Genomic DNA, 18,174 nt, shown 5'->3' on the forward strand with positions numbered 1-18,174 from the left:
TTTCTTTATTTTCCACCAGGTACTTAGATGTTTCAGTTCCCTGGGTTTGCCTTGCATACCTATGAATTCAGCATGCAATAATTCAGGAATCCCGGGATCAACGCTCGTTTGACAGCTTCCCCAGGCTTATCGCAGTCTTCCACGCCCTTCATCGCCTCTTGGCACCGAGAAATCCTCCACACACCCTTAATAACTTGACCACTTGGTTTCAGAATCTCACGCAGATTTCCTTGCCTTAGCTATTCGCAATTCATGAAAATTGCCGCCAAGACAACTGGTGAGATCACCAAGTTCTTATCGCTTAAACCGAGTTGTTAAAGAGCTTTACGTCGCGTTCAGCGTTTGCTGGCGGCGACGCGGGAGGGAGATAATACTCAGGAAGCATCTCGCAGATCAAGGGACAGGCCCTGCAGAATTTTGACTTATTTCATTTCTGCTCGAAACGTGCCTTCACAGAGCCTCTGAAGGGGTCTGTTTGACGAATACAACGATAATGCCGCCAGTCGGAAGTGCACATGCGGCCACACAGGTGAGTTGCCTTGTTCCATACCCTGCACTTTGCCACCCGACTTGCGGCTTTAGACGGCCCGGGAATCCGGAGGCTCCTCCGACTCTATACTTTAATACATGCAGAATCGCTTATGGTGTGCCAGCTGTTTTTCGTCGGCGCCGCCAATGCCTCCGAACGCTCGCCCTGGAAATAGCCGTTTTGTTGGATTCGTCGTTTTGATCCACGGCATTGTCCAATCCATGACGGAGGTGCCTCACAACCCGATCTGATTTGGATTGTCGAACAGACCTGCCTATAGAGGATCGGGGGCAGGCCAATTGGATGCCCTCCCGCGCCGACGCGCCCGCCCCCAGCCCCACCAAAATGGATTCAATGGACTCTGCCGGGCTGGGATATTCATCCGCTCATCACCCAATGGCCTCAAAGATAAGGTCGAACTCTTGTTTCGAAGTCGGAATAACCCTGCTCTACCTCAGGATCGGCCGCGCCTCCCCATGATGCGCTGACATTCGGTACGCCTTGCATGTCAGCGCATCAACCTTGGCATGCTTGTGCGGGATCACCTGCTGAGACGTGACGGACCAATCAATTGCCGCTATTGTCTTCAGTCGGCGAGGCACCATTTCGCCGACAAACGGTGATTCAGACTTAATTGATTGCAGAAGGATTGCGGACGCATGACGGGTTACACGGTCCATACAGGCACGTCACTCAAATTTTCTTCGGGATGGGATCGCATTTTCCAGGGCCGCAAACCCGCAAAATCCACGGCGTCCGAGCCAACTGCCGCAAGCGCAACCAAGAAAAAGGCCTCCAAAAAGGCGGTGAAGAAAGCCGTCGCCGTGAAAAAGACCAGCGTGAAGAAAGCCGCGGCAACGAAGAGTGTCAAGCGGGGCAAATCAGCTTAACACTGCGGATGATACCTACCGTAGCGGCGTCGCGTTTCGCAGCACCAGAATGCGTTCACGTACAATTCATCAGTTCGGGACAATCCGCCGATAACTTGTTCTGTCGGGCGAGCCTGACGTCGAATGAGACCACCCGCGTTCGCTCAAGCGACCCTCCCACGGACGGTGAATTGCCGAGCCGATTTAATAGAACAGCCTCTGAAGGATTCAACCCCTTCAGAGGCTGTTCGCATTTCTACCCTCGGTAGACCCCAACAGGGGGATCCGATTCACCGCACGACGCCGCACTTCCTAACAACAAACACAGGAACAGCTGGGGCGGGAACAGCAGATGCGTTTGCCACATCACGCCCCAAACGACGCGACTGCGAATTGAAGCAACAATCACGTTCGCGATGCTCTGGATTTTTGAGACGATGTGAAACCGGTCCGCGATTTCAAAAAAACCACTATCTCCCGGTCTTGGGAAGCTGATCACGGAGCAACTTAAAATACCGCGAGACCGCTTGCGCACTGGAGGAGTTTTTCGTCGGGGGCCCCTTCGCCGCGAACAGCGGCTTCAGATGATCGCGCCCTAAGAAAAGCAACTTCTGGCGGACCTGATTCTGAACACTTGCCGCTCGGGCCACCTCTTTAATCAATGGATCCAATTCCGCCTCCGCCTGATCTGCAAACGCCCGCCACTCCTCACTCGACGCCTCGTCGCCTCCCAGTTTGAGCGCCGAATTCCAAAGCGATTCATACCGCGCCACAATTTCGAGCTCGCGTGCCACGGGATCAGCGAAGAAGTACGTCATTCCTAAATTCAGCGCAACAATCCCCAACACAACCAGTATGACAAGCATATATTTCGCGAGCCGTTCACCCACCCACTCCCACGTATCACGAAACCACTCTACGATTGGATTCGGCGCACGATAGACGGGCTTGGAAGGCCCCACCGTTGCTTTCGAGACGGGGATCACCGAAGCCTGGCCGACTTGAACTGGCTTGGAAGGCTCGGCTGGGCGATCCGACTCGACCTCGATCCCGAATCGCTCGAGAACCATTTCGACAGTGACATCATTCGCAATCAGCGACCAATACCCTTCGCGAATACTGCACATCACCTCAAGTGACTTACACAATCGTGGCGGCGCAAGAAACTTTTCCAATTGGTCGCGGGACGTTGGACCATACTCCCGCCCATCGATGCGAAAATACCACTGCTCCGACGACGCCCCGCCGCCCTCGGAAGCTCGCCCAAGAGGCGACGCCGAGCGATGAGCCCTCACGGTTCCGGCCCCAACTTCGCGACCAGCCGACGGATTGGTTTGACGAGACTCCATGATTACCCCTCCCCAGTCACCGTTCGACAGGCCGTAAACATCGATCGAATCTCGCAGTCGCGCATTTCAGAATCTCGCGAGGTCAATATTCCCCGACGACTGTACCGCTGTTGTAGGTAACCAGATTCACGAAGATTCCCAGGGAGGTATTCTCACTCATGAATCGAGCCGATCCGTCGCAAAGCAAGAGGTTGATTCCCCCAGGATGAAAGCTGTAGGCGCCTGTCTCCGCTTCATTTGAGCAGTTAATCGCACATCCCTCGGGCCCTGATCCGGCAAACCAACTCTCTGCATTCAAAATGTCAGACCACCCTCCCCCGCCCGTTTGCGCGCCCGTTTGCAACTTTCCTCGCTTCCAGACCTGGGGCCGACCCGCAATCTCCCACATCAGTGCGGTTGAGGATGCCCCATCGGTCACATCGCCAAGCCGAATCGAAGGGATATTGTTTGAGAGCACCCCATCAAGAACCTTCGTCGACGGCTGCTGCGAAAGAACCGTCAATTGCCTCATGCGCTGAACGCCGTTGCTCGGACCATAGTCTGATGCACCATGTCGGCATGGAATCGGTATCCCCATCTCATTCCACGTCCATTCAAATGACGTCATCGTGCGCGGCGTGGATGGACACTGAAATACTGACAAGGGCACCGCGACAACGCTTTTATTGTCGGCGGCATAACTGGGCAACCCGATCGGCGTCAGATCGATCGGCGAGAAGTAGGGTGACGTGAAATCGATTCGCTGATACAGCGGCCCCTGATCGATGTAGGGAAGCAGATATTCCCCGTACGTATGCACGTTAATGTCATCGTAGCTTCCCGCAACGCCAATTGGATGAGGAACTCTGGCGAAATGAACAGCGATATACACGGGAGGCAACTGCAGGTTCGTATCGTGATAGTTGTGGAACGCCAATCCCATCTGACGCAAGTTATTCAAACACTGCGTTCGCCTGGCAGACTCGCGCGCCGCCTGAACCGCGGGAAGGAGCAACGCAATCAGAACCGCAATCACCGCAATGCTCACCAGCAACTCAATCAGCGTGAAGCCAAGCAGCAAACGTGCCTTGACCGTAAACGCTGACGGCCCACGAAACGGTGCGTTGAATTTTTTCATGATTCGATTCTCTCTGTAAACAAGAGATCTCAACGTAAATCAGCGCGAAACAGAAAGGCCTCTTCACTTAACGTCCTCGCCCACCCTATACGTTTAACCGCGACTCAATGAGGAACGCATCGACACGGGGAGCGTGCCTTCAGCCACTCAACCTGAAACGCGCCGCCCGCAATCAAACGAGCGGGGTCCTGCACAACTTAACAATCCACCAGCAAGGCCCGTTCGCCGTTCTCCACTGATCAGATCTTTCCCTTCTTCCTCAACTCAGCAAGCTCTTTCCAACTGATGATTTGCACATCCAACCGCTTGATCTCGTTGCGCATTCCCTCTGACGTAAACACGCGGAAATCCGCTTCGCGGCGATCCAGCGCGCTCGGTAGAAATCCCCCTGGATGGTTCACGGCACAATGGATCACAAACTCGGACACGCCTGTCGGGAGCTTTCGCAATGCATTGACGTAATACCGCTCTTTGTTTTTTGGCGAGACGTTGTAGTTATTCGATTCAATGAAGTCGACCAATCGATCACCGCGATCGACAAGTGGTTGGATCAGCCGCTTATATTCCTCTGCTTTTTGAAGAGCCGCACCGCATTCTTCGGCGACAAAATCGCGATGAATCCGAAGTGGAATCTGAAACTCCAGCCCAAGCTTCACAAACACGTCCAACAGGTCTGGCCTTTGAAGCATCACCCACATGTGATGATCTAAATGCGAAACACGAATCCCTCGATCCAGCGCCCGACGAACCTGCGCCTCCAGTTCACGCCCGACCTCTTCGGCAACGGCATGTTGGGCGACCTCTTGTGATCTCCGCCAGAACGAACCGTCCATGCGAACCAGACTCGGCACCGCCGCACCGAGAATCGGTCCCCACCGGAAATCCGGATTCTCTGAAGTCAGAACAAGATGCACGCCATAGTCATGCTCGGGATGCGCGACGGCATACTCGGCAAACTCATCGAACCCAGGGCAAACCACCATGATGGTCGCCGAGGAAACCAAGCCAAACTCAAGTGCTTTGATCGTCGCGTCATTCACGGCAGGGCATAAGCCAGCGTCGTCCGCCGTCACAATCAAATACTGGGCATTTGCCGCTACGAAGGCACTCCAGATGTACTGCGATCCCCCCCAACCCAGGACGAGAGCCCCGATGATCAACCACCGACGATGAAGTAACCACTTCACGACGACCCGCTCCACCAAGGCACAGAAAAAGACATTTCGTCATTCTACCGCCCGTTGCAAGAGGCCACAATCCACCATTTGCGAATCGAGACCACATTGGCCAGGAATACCGGCTCGGCAGAAAACCGTAGACAAGAAACGCTCAACCCCACGCGAGTACGTCTACTATCAGCAAAGAATCAATCGGCCCACAGAACGGCACAAACCTTCGCCCAGCAATGCCCCCCCTCCCCCCAAACATCTTGCGAAACCAGCCCTCAAGCCTTCGATTTTGCGCAGCGCAAACCCGCCTTCTACGGCCAAACTCGCAAATCGCCCCAACTGCACCACCCCAACACGCATCCAAAACTTGTTTTGATACACGCAACACCACACCATTGGAATCATTTTTCACCACACACAAAACATAACAAACACGTAATAATCACGATTGAACACGAAATGAATTGAACACGAACTTTCTGAACATCATACTAAAACACTCTGACGAAACACTTCGTACTCCACTTGCAACAAGGTGATTACGCGCCAGAAAAACAACTGAACCAATACACCCAAACACATCAGGAGAAGCGGCCAGCGTCGCCCACCCCTCCGCAGCTCACATACGCGAATTCATGCGTGCGTCACATCCGTTGGGCGCAATGGTGTTTGATTGTCTGTAGGAATTAGGTGCATTTGATGAAGAAGATGATGTGGTTTGTTGGCGTTGTAGTTCTGGGCCTCAATCTACTGAGCGCCACAACAAAGGTCTTCGCCCGCTGCGACAATGTCGGCGAATGCACCGCCTGCACTGGTCGAGCAGGAGCATGCAAAGGTGAGCCCACCACCTGCAATAGTGGCTGCACCTGCTACGCTGGACAATTTACATGCGCCATCAAGTAGATCAAAGGGGCACCTGCGCCCCTGCACGCTTAAGTGCATGAGCCCACGTACCTTAAGCACCCGATAGCGCCCTGCTGAGACTCCTCTGCAGGACACTATCCTCCCATCGGATCGCTTCACCCAATCAAGGGTGGGACCAGTTTTTTTATGTGTTCACGAAAGCCGCCAATGCAAAGCTGCTCGCCAATAATCCTGCCACTCTCGCGCAAGATTTTTAGATCTTGTGCAGCCTTGCTTGCACTCGCGCTCAACGGACCTCATCTCATCGCACTCGCAGCGCAAACGGAGCCTTCCGAACTTGAAACCAGATTTCGCACCGAGTACCCCGCTGCGAACCTGCGATTACGAGAAGCAACTGTAAACGTCCAATGCGACGCCGTAGTAACCACCCCCGACTACACCGCAAATGTCATCTTCTCGACCCTCTCAGACAAATCGCAGTTCATACGAGAGTACGCACCAGGAAAAGAGCTCACAAAAGACGAGACGGCGGTTGCACTCACCTTCACGCCTGCGAACTACTTTTCAGTCGGCAAATCGAGCCAAGTCAGCCCCTATACCGTCCACGGCGTGAAAAAGGGAACCAGCAACAACATTGGCGCCCGCGGGATCCAATTCCTAAAGATCACGAGAATCGTTGGCGCTGCATATTACGTGGAACAACGCTCGGTCGACGACTTATTGAAATCGCCCGACTTCCGTGTCAAAAGTATTTCTTCGAGCCAGAACAATAGTATCGAAGAAGTACAGATCGATTTCGCAATCAACGGCTGGTTTGACAACCCAGCTGTAAAGCACCGTCCTGAATCAGCACAAATGACACTTCTTCCCGCCATGGACTGGGCCGTAAAAGACTTTCAAGTGATGATGACAATCCTTAACGACGACGGAAGTGACGCCCAATCACTCAAAAGCATCGGTCAGAATTCATTTCGTCAGCACCAACCACAGGGTTACTACTTCCCAACGGAAACTCGGCACAATCAACAGCACGAAGACTTACAGAAACCCGGGAAATCGAGCGAGCAACCCGAGCAAGTTTCAATCACAAATGTTCGCTGGAGAATCGTCACAGATGCACAATTCACCCCTGCACACTTCGGCCTACCCAATGCCATCCTGAACGAACCGCTGTCGACCCCGCAATCAGCATCAAACTCACAATCACCCAATCAAGCACCCAGGGCGAGTCATCGCACTTTGTGGATACTCGTTGCCAATGGAATTGGGCTAATCATACTGATCTGCGTGGTGATGATACTGAAGAAAAAGCAAAGTTAGCGCACTGTCCTGACCGAACCCCTTCGCCCAACCAAAAAAACAACTAACACATACTTGAGAGTCATCAAATATTGATGACCAAAGGACGACTGCCGAAACCAGAAGTGTCGCGAAACGAGACGACCTAAAACACCCCAGCCAGTGCGAGCAACGCAAGAAGCGAGCTTCAAGTCACTCGCAAGCCAAAACCGCCTGATCTGCCCGCCAATCGAAACGATTTTACGCGAACCAAGAGAACCCAATCGCGACAACCCGACTCAAAAGATCGCTAGCATCAAGAGACGCAAGAAGACAGCGCCCCCAAGCTCCCTAGAGATTGCTACCACACCGAGAACTCGCCTTGGCCAAGCGACGGCTGAACTCGTGGATTCCTGCCAACTCCTGTTCGATGATCGCATTCACCGCTGGCTCCACACCTGCCATCCCAATGCACTTCTGTAGAATCAACTGCGAGGCGGAGATTGTCGGCTGATTGATGCTGTCCGTTTTGTCTGCACAACGAAATATAGACCTCAGCAACTCCTTCGAAGCGCTGAACCACTTCGTTGGCGATACGATGGGTGAGCAAGAAGTAAACCTTGCCCACGTGACTGACCAGGTTCTTTCCCACCGCTGTCTCGTTGCTATGCCCCCACCCACTCGTTTTCCATGCTTGAGGTATTCAATGAGCAATCGACTGACGTGGACCGACAGACTGACGATTCTTGGGTCGCATCCTTTCCAGGGACACCTCGCCTTGTCGCGACAGCAGAACAATCCTTCTCTGCGATTAGCAAGCGGATTGATCAATCAGGTGATCCCAACTTAAACCTCGATACTTTGCGTCCGACGGAAGAGAAGAGGCGAAGCGATCACTTAGAATTTGAGATTCCGCGCGCTGATTGGCGACCACGAGTACTTGCGGATTGACGTACAACTTCTTCCAGAGTCAGCAGCCTATTGAAGTAAGTGGATTGCACCTTGGCATTCGCGATCAGCAATTGATCGCGTGTTTTTTTCAATAGATAAACAATTTGCCACTCATTTCGAATCGCTAAAACATGCGCAAATGTACGTTGCTGACTTGGTAGCTGTCTGGATATTTTCTTGCCTGTCCGGTTTCGTAACTGGAGAGCGAGAAAACATGGACGAAGGCTATTGCACCTGTGATTCGTGCGGCGAGGTTATCGCCTTTCCGATCGATCCAACTGCCGATCGTGACCAACGACAGATTGTCGAATGTGATTCTTGTGATGCGAGAATCGAAGTCCACATCCAGATCGAGGAATCTGGTGACATTGAGGTCAAAGTCAACCGCAGGTGACTTTGAAGCTACGGCATGAATGGCGTAAGGCGTGACTTGTCGTTCGTGTACAATCCTTACACGCTTCGGCCGTCCTTCGACACTCGCCACGAGTCCTTGCTCCGCACCGCGCGCAACGCCAAGCGATACACACCACGCTGCGAGTCATCGCCAGCCAGATCAGGCAGCAGTTGTTCAGTGATTGAAAACGCAAGGCTGGCGTCGTCACGATGCTGACGGCGTGCTTGCCAGCCCATTGAAGCAAGGGGGACATGCACTTGGCGTTCACAATGTCATGACGCTTTTTAATCTGCTCGGAGCCAGCGGCTGTCCCCGTATCGCGAATGGTTACGGAACTTGAGGACTGTGCGTTTTACGGAGTCGGATGGCGGCTGGAACACTGCATCAGAGCTGCCGCAACCACGACGCATGCCTTGTCTCGTTTGGTCGTCAATTCGCCCCTCCCTGATCCTTTTGCCGATCCACCGCGAGCTGGCTTGATCGGGAGCGGAGCAGTGATCCGTTGAAATGCTCATCGACACTCGGCACAGCGATCGTTATTTTGCTCGAACATCCATGTCAAAACACCTTCTTGGCGTTGATACTCTTCTGTCCAACTGTCGTGGGCAACACCTTTTAATTCGCTGTACTTTGGAGATGCTCCGACGGCGTGAAGTGCTTCGATCATGATGCGCGACTGCGTCACTGGAACCACATCGTCGGCATCGCCGTGGACGGCCCAGATGGGCACATCGCCGATCTTCGCTGCGGAGTCTGGGTCGCCGCCACCGCAGATCGGCACGGCCGCCGCAAACCATTCTGGCCTGGCGGCGATCAGGCCCCATGTTCCATATCCACCCATGGAATACCCCGTCACATAAATCCTCCGTTTGTCAACGCGAGAATCGGTTCGCCACATTTCCACGAGACGCATCAAGGATGGCAATTCTTGCGTCCAATGACTGAATTCGGGGCATTGAGGAACAACGATGAAACCTGGACAACGAGCCTGCCATTCGGGTGTGCTGAGTTGTTCCGGCAGGCTTCGCAGTTGCCTGAGATTGTCATCTCCACGACTACCAGCTCCATGAAGAAAGAGAAGCAACGGCTGCGGAGTTGTGACGTGCTTCGGTTCGTGGACGCGATAGAGAAGCTGTCCGACAGCATGTTGCTGATCCGAGGGGACTAACCGCGCTCCTACCCGGTAGTACCTCAGAACGGATCTTGATACGCCCTGTTTTTTCGCGTCAGCGAGCTCCCATTCGTCTAGAGCCCAAAGTGCAAACACGTTTGCACCGATCCACCCCGCAAAGAACACGCCCCAAAATATCCGCCCGCGCCGACTCCTCCATTGATGGCCAATATTCATCGCAAGGAATCTCGTGCGGAAACGAATTCAAAACAGTATCGTACAATTGGATACAGCGCCCATGAATCGCACGACCTTGACGCCAATACATTGCAATTTTACACAACCCCATTTGGCATAACCATCCATGAGACAGTAAATAGCCCCACAGTCAACATCTGAGAGTTGAAATCAGCGAGGACAGGCACCTTGACGATTAGGGCGACGTGGCGTTTACGAATCGGGCCGAGCCAGTCCCCATGATTTCCACTGGATGCTGGGAACCTCGCTGGAGAGTTTGAAGCCCCCGAATGAAAGAGAGTGGCGACACACTTCCCTTCCGAACGTTCGACACGCCACTCAGCCCATCAATCTGCTCGAAGGAATTCGAAAATGTCCGATACGCAATCGACGCATCCCCTCGAAGTCGAGATGACTCCCACGGAAATTCGGGGGTGGGTCGAGTTCAGCGCGTGGTGCGCGCTCGTCATGACGCCGATCATCTGGTGGCTGCAAGGGCCTTCGGTCTCCACCGATCAATTCGTCGTCCGCACGGGATTGCTGGTGATCTCTGGTGTTGTCGCGGTTGCAATGCGAACTTGGACAATTCTACGGCCTCGGTTGCCTGGAGAAATGGCCGTCCCCCAAGGCGAACAACCGAATACGACCGATCAGGCTCTTCCAATGGAACCAAAACACTGAGTTGATGTCGGCGGCATTAACCGTTCACGGGCCAGAGTGGAAAATAGCCCCATATTCATCGACAACGGGTCGCTATAATGCGAACGCCTCGCGCACTGCGCCCCGTTCTTCCGCGATGAAAGTGCGCCGGACCCCAATTCGCGACCAGTCGCTGCACGTTACCGCAAAAAACTGGTCTTGAGGCGTTTTTCAGTCTGTGTCACATTTCGGGTGGACATCTCGTCGAGGTGATCTCCGCGCGCATCGACGCTTCTCGACTTGTCGTCGGGCATTATGACAAGACAAACCAGCACCACACTTCTGTGCTTGATCTGGACCATGACCTTCACTGGTTGTGTGTCGATGGATGCCTACGGCCCTCAAGTTTCTAACCCAGTCTTTGTGCGGGCGAACAACCCGGAAGAGGCCTGGGAACGAACCGTCGATGTCGTTCACGATTATCTGTTTGAGATTGAGCGTGAAAACAAGCTCGGTGGTGTCATCGAAACGCGGTACAAAACCGGCGCCAGTATGCTCGAACCGTGGCACCCTGATTCTGTCGGCTCGGCCAATCGATGGCAGAGCACTTTGCAGTCGATTCGACGCAAAGCGTATATCCATTTCACTCCTGCCCCGGGTGGATACATGGTCGGTGTGGAGGCCATCAAGGAGCTGGAAGACGTCCCACGCGCTGCGAACTTCGAAGGCGGTGCGACGTTTCTGGACAACAGCGCACTGCAGCGCGACCTGAACCCCGTCGTCGGCCAGGCCACACCGTCAGGCTGGATCAACCAGGGGCGTGACCCTTCGCTCGAACAGGCGATGCTGCGGACGATCAATCGCCGTTTTGGGCAGTAACCTCGGCCGGGCGCGTGCTGCGGTACGACCAACATTGCTCATGTCACACCCCGTGAGCCAATAAGATTTACGAAGCCCCTGCTCGCTACGACGACGAATTCGGGTGATGCTTGCTGAGATTTTTTCTCAACTTTGGTGCCGGGGGGCACTTGCGGTGGCATCACCGGTGGCACACAAAATGCAACACAAACCATTCCCATATTTAATGTTACACACAAATAAGCCCTGAAGACCTTAAGGGCGTTTGGGAGCGGTGCTGCCCTGCTGGCACTCCTTGCCGGAACTTGCGATTGCCTGTTTTTCGACTTGCGGATAATGTGCCCCGGCTGCTGGCTCATGGATGAATCAGCACGTTGCATCAAGCCATGGATGGCGAAATGAACCGCAACCTGTTCCTGTTGACGTTGGCTGTCGCCTGCGGCTGTGCCAGCCGTAGCATGAACACCGATCTATTGCAGGCTCGGATTCGCGAGCAGGCCATTCAACTCGCGGAAACGCAGCGTGAGATGGCCGAAACGCAGTCGGAGCTCAAGCAGGCCAAAATCGAAGCGGCCCGCCTGAAATCGGAGCTGGGCCAAACGGACGTTCGTCGTGACGCGTCCGCTCGCATGCTGGCGGAACTGCATCGCGTGCACATTTACCCGCTCGCCAGTGGTGGACTCAATAAAGACAACGCCCCCGGCGACGACGCTGTGGTGGTTCAGTTCGCGCCATTGAATCGCAATAATCAGCCGCTGCAGCTCGCGGGCGAAGTACAGATCACGCTCCGCGATCCCAAGCTTGCTGAACCCAAACAAGTCATTGGACAATGGAGCTTTTCCGCGGACGAATGTCGTCCAAAATGGACACGGGGTCTATCCAGCTCGGGCTTCCAATTCACACTACCGATCGAACGCCCGGTGCAGCACGATAGCCTGCTGGTCCAGATTCGATTTCAGCCGACCGAGGACCAGCGATTCGACGCCACTCAAGTCGTGAAAGTGAACGCTCCTGCGGGGATGGCAACAGTTCAGGCCGCACGCGCCGGCAGACAAGCGGTGCAAGTTGTCGACGATGTGGACGAATTCGTTCCTCCAGCAGGTTTCCCCCAGGAAACGGCTGAGGAAGAGGAATTCGCCGAACCCGAGTTTTCCGACTCGGATAAAGAACCAAGCAAAACCGGTCGCGCGATTCTGCATTCGTCGAGCTGGACCGAGGACTCGATTCCGCGATTCCGATGACGGCGGTACGGAATTCCCCAGGGAATCCCATGAGATGCGTAACGCGTCCAGCCTAGCCCTCTCGCCGGGGATTACTGCCTCTCCAAGCACTTCGCCCCGAGAAACTTAAGGCGAATGCCAGAAACATCTTCAGTCTGAATTTTGGCCACCTCGACGGGCAATGTTGAGCCTGTCAAAAAGAGCCAAATTCTGCTAGACTGGTGTGCTTCCGCGATCGGATTCATCCAATCACGGGCAAACATGATCGCGAATTGATTGACTTCAAAGCCAAAACAAACGCGTCGCTGCGCTGGGGCTCGGCCTGAGCGTCATGTGAACGTCGTTTGTCATAATAATTCGTTCATACTTCGAGGAAGGGACGTCCCTCATGTCCGTGGATAGCTATGCCCCGTGTCCGTGCGGTAGCGGGAAGAAATTCAAATTCTGTTGTCAGGTCATTTCGGACGACATGGATCGAATTGTGCGGTTGATTGAGGGAAATCAGCCACGCGTCGCGATTCAGCAACTGGAACAGGTCGCCAAGAAGCACCCTCAGAATGCCTGGGTGGGCACGACACAGGCGATGGTGTTGCTCGATCTAAATGAGCCAGCCTTCGCTCGCGACATCCTGAAGCAACTGCTGGAATTCCATCCCGACAATGAACTTGCCATCGTGCTCTATGCTGCGGCACTGATTCGCGAGGACGGGTTCGAAGTCGCCAAACGGGCGATTCACCGCGCCTTTCAGAAAAGTGCCAAAAAGCTGCCCGCACTGGTCGGCGACCTCGCCTCATCGTACGCGGCGATGCATGCGTCTGAAGGCCACATGATGGCCGCACGCGAGCACTTGGCCTTGGCTTTGCGGCTCGCTCCCGAAGACAAGCGTCAGCAATTGTTCGTGCAGCTTCTGGAACTCGACGGCAGCGACGACATACTGTACCCCCTGCGTGGATCGCACCTGCTGCCGACGATTACAGGATCGGATGAACTGCAGAAGGAAGTTCGCAAGGGACAGAAATACGCAGCGATCGGCTGCTGGAGCACGGCGGCCGATGTGTTCGCAGCACTGGCCGACGCGACGCCCGATCGTGCTGAATTGTGGCATGCCGTGGGCTTGTGCCGAGCGTGGGACGGCAACGAGAAAATCGCCGCAGAAGCACTGCACCGCGCCGCCCGACATTACACCGATCAGGGTACCGCGATCGAATGTGAGACGCTCGCCCAGATCCTTGATGCCAAGACATCTCCCGATGTCGTCGAACAATGTCATTACACCGCGACGGTCCATTCGGTGTCTCGGCTGCTGACCGTGCTGGATAACGTGCCTCAGTTCCAGCGAGTCAAGAATGCACCGGAATCCGACATCGTGACTCCGGTCGCAATCTATCTGGCCCTCAACACCGAGAAGAAGCAGACCGACGGCCGCGATCTCACCCGCGACACGGTTCCTGTAATTCAAGCACAGATCACCATTTTTGATTCTGATCCCAAGAACAACAAACCTGCCGTCGCCATGATTTCCGGGTTCCGTGGCCAGGCGATCGACGACGTGAAAGCGACCTGGACGGCGGTTGCCGCCGACTTGTTCGAATGGAAATCGGACGTGCCTCAACCTGAGATGGCCAGTGCCATTCCCGCGGAAGCGATGGTTCTCGAATGTCGGTGGTACTTGGCGGACGAAGTCCCGCAGGTCCGACGGCGAGAACTCTTGAATCAATACTGGTCTCAGGCTGCACACGAAAAATGGCCGCAACTTCCCTTGCGAGCTCTGGGTGGCAAGACACCGGCTCAAGCGGTGAGTGACGCGTCGCTGCAGATCCCGTTATATGGAGCCGTCTATGCACTCGACGCCGGTCTGCAACGCCGTTCCTACGGGTTGGACATCAATCAGCTTCTGACGTCGCTCAAAGTGACACCGCTTCCAGAATTGGAAGTGACAGAGGAAACCAACGTCGGCGCCCTTTCGATCATGCAATTGCATCGATTGCCGGTTCAGAAACTGAACGATCAGCAACTGAACACGGTCGTCAATCGTTCCATGCTGATTCAGCACAGCGAATCGCTGTACCAGGTTCTGACCGAGGCGCTGGCTCGGCCGTCATGTGCCGAACAGTTCGATCGCGCACGAATCTTGCGAACGCTGAGCGAAATCAGTGCATCAAAGGAACGCCGCGAAGAAGCGTTCTCTTGGATTGATCAGGGCCGAAAGCTGCCTGTGCCCGAAGGCAAAACCGCCTTCCAGCATGCCTGGACCTGGGATATGGCAGAGTTGGGAATGCGACTCGAAGATCCTTCCGATCCTCAACTGAAGGCGCTGCTGAACCGGTTCGTCACCTATTACAGCCCCAAGGTGCCACAGATCCGTCCACACATCGAACAGATGTTGCAGGGATTTGGCGTTCCATCACCGTGGAATTCGGTGGAGTTCTCGCTCGCGAGCAGCCTTGCGACACCCGGCCAAGGATGGAATCCCGAGTCGGCCGCACCCGCGGCGGCAGGCGGCAGCAAGCTCTGGCTGCCAGGACAATAACTGTTCGTTGAAACAAGAGTGACAGGCATCTCGGCCGTTTGAATTTGAAAGCAGAATTCGAACGGACCGGAGCCAGTCCCCACGGTTTCAACAGGTTGATCACCCATGACCGATCCCCTTCCCTTCGCTCAAGAGACAATGCGCCGCGCATTGATGTTGGCCGAACGCGGACGGGGTGCGGTTGAACCGAATCCCGTTGTCGGTGCGATCGTCGTCAATGATTTCGGACAGATTCTCGGTGAAGGCTGGCACCAGAAGCATGGCGGGCCCCATGCTGAGGTTCATGCCCTGAAAGCAGCAGGTGAGGCGGCACGCGGCGCAACCTTGTTCGTAACACTCGAACCGTGTTGCCACTTCGGGAAAACGCCGCCCTGCTCGCGCGCGGTCATCGCCGCCGGCATCAAGCGGGTGATCGTCGCCATGCCCGACCCCGCACCGCATGTCGATGGCGGTGGGATCCGTGAACTGCGAGCGGCGGGAATTGACGTCGAAGTGGGACTGCTTGAGGCCGACGCACGGCGGATGGTCGCGCCATTCGTTCAACTGATCACCCAACAGAGACCGTGGTTTCATGCCAAGTGGGCGATGACGCTGGACGGAAAAATCGCCACAGGAACGGGCCATTCTCAGTGGATCACAAACGCGGCATCTCGCGCCATCGTGCATCAATTACGCGGTCGTATGGATGCGATCATGATTGGGATCGGAACGGCGCTCGCAGATGATCCGCAACTGACGGCACGCCCTTCTGGCCCCCGTGTCGCTCTGCGAATTGTGATTGATAGTCGAGTCCGGCTTCCGCTTACCTCGAAACTCGTCCAAACAGCACGGGAGATTCCGGTGCTTGTCATCGCAACCGCCGACGCCCCTCACGAGCGAATTGCCGCTCTGCAATCCTTGGGCGTCGAGACCTGCATCGTCGGCGTGGATGCCGCCGGCCATGCGTCACTGGTCGACGTCGCAGATGAATTGGGACGCCGTCGGCTCACGAATGTGCTGGTCGAAGGTGGCGGCCAGTTGCTGGGTGGCCTGTTTGACTTGGGTTACATCAACGAAGCCCATGCCTTCATCGCCCCAAAGCTGATTGGAGGAGCGGATTCGCCCACACCGATCGGCGGACGCGGGCTCGCGATGGTTCCGACCGAAGCGTCACTCGAATCACCTGAGATCGAACTGATCGAGGGCGACCTCTATGTCCATGGTCCCGTACGTCGGCAAGCCTGACGTGCAGGACCATCAATTCCGCTCGTCAGCACACGCAAGACAAAGCGCGATCGAGAACTCCCAAAGGCAAAAGCAGAGGCCGCCGATGGTGGCGACCTCTGCTTTTCGATTGATCTCAAGATGCTAGTCGCATCAGTTTAGTTCATTTTCCACAGGTCCCTGGAACATTGACAGCACCACCCTGGCAGGGATCCGACACGCAAGCCGTTTGAATCGGAACTTGGCGGCAGACCGTGCGAGGTACGCAGATCACTTTGGTTTCGACGATCTGGCGTGGGGTACAGTAGCTCTTGGTCACCATCTTGGTCTCACAGACCTGGCGGCAGGTGGTGTAAGGAACGCGACGGGTACAAACTTGCTGGGTCATCGTGCAAGTCGTGTAAGGAACCTTCTTGGTGACTGTTTCGCAGGTCCATGAGCAGGTCGTATAAGGAACCTTCTTGGTCACCGTTTCGCAGGTCCACGAGCAGGTCGTATAAGGAACCTTCTTGGTCACCGTCTCACAGGTCCACGAGCAAGTCGTATAGGGAACTTGCTTCGTGACCGTGTGCTGTTCGTAGCGAACGCAGGTGTAAGGAACTTGCTTCGTGTACGATTCGGGAATCTTGCGACAGACCGTGTATGGCTGTTGGCAGTGACGAACTTCCTGCTCCATGCGGGTGCAAGTGATCGTTCGCATTTCCGTGCGGGGCACCCATCGTTTGCAGCAGACCGTGCGGCAGGTCTGTTCGCATTCAGTGCGGCAGCAACCAGGCTTGTAGCAGCAGCGGCAGGTGCATGGATCCCATTCCCACGTCCCCGGATCGCAGATGCATTTCTGGACGACGGGGCCTGGAACTTGCTTCGTTTCCGTCACCCAATCTCCGGTGCAGTAAGGAACTTGCTTGGTTTCACAAACAGGTTTGCAAACGGTGTAGCAGACGTCGCGGTAGCAAGTCTGGGTTTCCGTTCGGTAGCGAGTACAGCAGACTTCACGATACTTCGTTTCACAAACTGGCTTGCAGATGTTGCAGCAGACGGTGCGGTAGCACGTCTGGAAGCATGGCTTACGAATCGTGCAGCAGACATCGCGGTAGCACGTCTGGAAGTTGGGTTTGCGAATCGTGCAGCAGACATCGCGGTAGCAGGTCTGAATGCAAGGCTTACGAATCGTGCAGCAGACATCGCGATAGCACGTCTGGTACACCGGCTTACAAACCGTGTAGCACTCGTCGCGATAGTGAGTTTCGTGAATGTTACGGGTGCAGGTCACCGGAATCTGTTCGGTGCACTGATCGTAGACCGTTCGGCAGCAATTGATCGTGCGCTGTTCGTAAACGGTTTCACGAACGGTTTTGTAGCAGGTACCGCAGCAGCTTTTCGCGGCGCAATAGTCTCCGCATGGAGCACAGGCTGCAGTAGGACAGCATTTGTAACTGGCGGCCCCGCAATACGAGGCTTCGACTCGTGCGTCCGCTGCGAGTGCCAGCATACTCGCGAAGACGATCCAGGCTGCGTGTCTCATCGATCTGTCCCTTTATCCCTGTCAGAACGGCATGTCAAAGCCACTCGTCACGATGGGGTGTCATGCGGGTGCGCAACGACAGCGGTTCCGTTTTCACTTGGAATCGGCCGTTAACGTCCACCAGCTTGAGCCAAAACGCGCAAATTCGCGCGCCGCGTACCTTCGCAACTTGACACGTCCCGGACTCGGTGAGCCCTTTGTTTGCCTCGAGCACCACATCCCCCCGCCAACATCGGCGAAAACGGCCGTCTCACTAAAAAGTAATCGGCTCTGGTGGCATTAGAATCGGCCGAGACGAGGGCAGGACTCTGCTCCATTCGGAGTATGCCTT

General features: G+C 55.1%; 14 protein-coding genes. 8 read left to right on the forward strand and 6 right to left on the reverse strand.

The annotated features are described in order from the left end of the window. Positions 1 to 1,188: 1,188 nt before the first annotated feature. Complete coding sequence (locus OSO_RS0132170) at positions 1,189 to 1,419, forward strand: hypothetical protein (protein ID WP_010587003.1); 231 nt, start codon at positions 1,189 to 1,191, stop codon at positions 1,417 to 1,419. 449 nt (positions 1,420 to 1,868) lie between these two features. Here OSO_RS0132170 and OSO_RS0132175 read toward each other — a convergent pair whose 3' ends face one another. From OSO_RS0132175 to OSO_RS0132185, 3 genes are all read right to left on the reverse strand, one after another. Beyond that, positions 1,869 to 2,747, reverse strand: coding sequence for a hypothetical protein (locus OSO_RS0132175; protein WP_010587004.1), 879 nt, complete (start codon positions 2,745 to 2,747; stop codon positions 1,869 to 1,871). A gap of 82 nt (positions 2,748 to 2,829) precedes the next feature. Continuing rightward, entirely contained in the window at positions 2,830 to 3,864 is a 1,035-nt protein-coding gene (locus tag OSO_RS0132180; protein WP_010587005.1) for a DUF1559 domain-containing protein, read from the reverse strand. 239 nt (positions 3,865 to 4,103) lie between these two features. Then, positions 4,104 to 5,051, reverse strand: coding sequence for a polysaccharide deacetylase family protein (locus OSO_RS0132185; protein WP_010587006.1), 948 nt, complete (start codon positions 5,049 to 5,051; stop codon positions 4,104 to 4,106). A 1,116-nt stretch (positions 5,052 to 6,167) separates the two neighbouring features. On the opposite strand from OSO_RS0132185, the gene OSO_RS0132195 reads away from it, so the two are divergent. Then, on the forward strand, positions 6,168 to 7,217 hold the full coding sequence (locus tag OSO_RS0132195) for a hypothetical protein (protein WP_029247711.1): 1,050 nt from the start codon (positions 6,168 to 6,170) through the stop codon (positions 7,215 to 7,217). A 319-nt stretch (positions 7,218 to 7,536) separates the two neighbouring features. Here OSO_RS0132195 and OSO_RS52745 read toward each other — a convergent pair whose 3' ends face one another. Beyond that, the gene (locus OSO_RS52745; protein WP_390511482.1) at positions 7,537 to 7,878 is read right to left on the reverse strand and encodes a methionine adenosyltransferase; all 342 of its coding nucleotides are present in this window, start codon (positions 7,876 to 7,878) and stop codon (positions 7,537 to 7,539) included. A gap of 462 nt (positions 7,879 to 8,340) precedes the next feature. On the opposite strand from OSO_RS52745, the gene OSO_RS52750 reads away from it, so the two are divergent. Beyond that, on the forward strand, positions 8,341 to 8,520 hold the full coding sequence (locus tag OSO_RS52750) for a zinc ribbon domain-containing protein (protein WP_029247713.1): 180 nt from the start codon (positions 8,341 to 8,343) through the stop codon (positions 8,518 to 8,520). Between the two features lie 511 nt (positions 8,521 to 9,031). Here the strand turns inward: OSO_RS52750 and OSO_RS50205 are convergent. Next, complete coding sequence (locus OSO_RS50205) at positions 9,032 to 9,868, reverse strand: carboxylesterase family protein (RefSeq protein WP_083843018.1); 837 nt, start codon at positions 9,866 to 9,868, stop codon at positions 9,032 to 9,034. A gap of 372 nt (positions 9,869 to 10,240) precedes the next feature. On the opposite strand from OSO_RS50205, the gene OSO_RS0132225 reads away from it, so the two are divergent. From OSO_RS0132225 to ribD, 5 genes are all read left to right on the forward strand, one after another. After that, a complete protein-coding gene (locus OSO_RS0132225; RefSeq protein ID WP_010587011.1) occupies positions 10,241 to 10,549 on the forward strand; it encodes a hypothetical protein in 309 nt (102 codons plus the stop codon). A gap of 318 nt (positions 10,550 to 10,867) precedes the next feature. After that, a complete protein-coding gene (locus OSO_RS0132235; RefSeq protein ID WP_010587012.1) occupies positions 10,868 to 11,386 on the forward strand; it encodes a hypothetical protein in 519 nt (172 codons plus the stop codon). A 377-nt stretch (positions 11,387 to 11,763) separates the two neighbouring features. Continuing rightward, the gene (locus OSO_RS0132240; RefSeq protein WP_157605585.1) at positions 11,764 to 12,606 is read left to right on the forward strand and encodes a leucine-rich repeat flightless-interacting protein; all 843 of its coding nucleotides are present in this window, start codon (positions 11,764 to 11,766) and stop codon (positions 12,604 to 12,606) included. A gap of 367 nt (positions 12,607 to 12,973) precedes the next feature. Beyond that, entirely contained in the window at positions 12,974 to 15,115 is a 2,142-nt protein-coding gene (locus OSO_RS45990) for an SEC-C domain-containing protein (RefSeq protein WP_010587014.1), read from the forward strand. Positions 15,116 to 15,220: 105 nt separating this feature from the next. Next, positions 15,221 to 16,339 carry a bifunctional diaminohydroxyphosphoribosylaminopyrimidine deaminase/5-amino-6-(5-phosphoribosylamino)uracil reductase RibD gene (gene ribD / locus OSO_RS0132255; protein ID WP_010587015.1) on the forward strand — a complete coding sequence of 373 codons (1,119 nt, stop codon included), beginning with the start codon at positions 15,221 to 15,223 and terminating at the stop codon, positions 16,337 to 16,339. A 142-nt stretch (positions 16,340 to 16,481) separates the two neighbouring features. On the opposite strand, the gene OSO_RS0132260 is transcribed toward ribD, so the two are convergent. Continuing rightward, complete coding sequence (locus tag OSO_RS0132260; protein ID WP_157605587.1) at positions 16,482 to 17,843, reverse strand: hypothetical protein; 1,362 nt, start codon at positions 17,841 to 17,843, stop codon at positions 16,482 to 16,484. Between the last annotated feature and the right edge of the window lie 331 nt (positions 17,844 to 18,174).

Source organism: Schlesneria paludicola DSM 18645, assembly GCF_000255655.1.
GTDB lineage: Bacteria > Planctomycetota > Planctomycetia > Planctomycetales > Planctomycetaceae > Schlesneria > Schlesneria paludicola.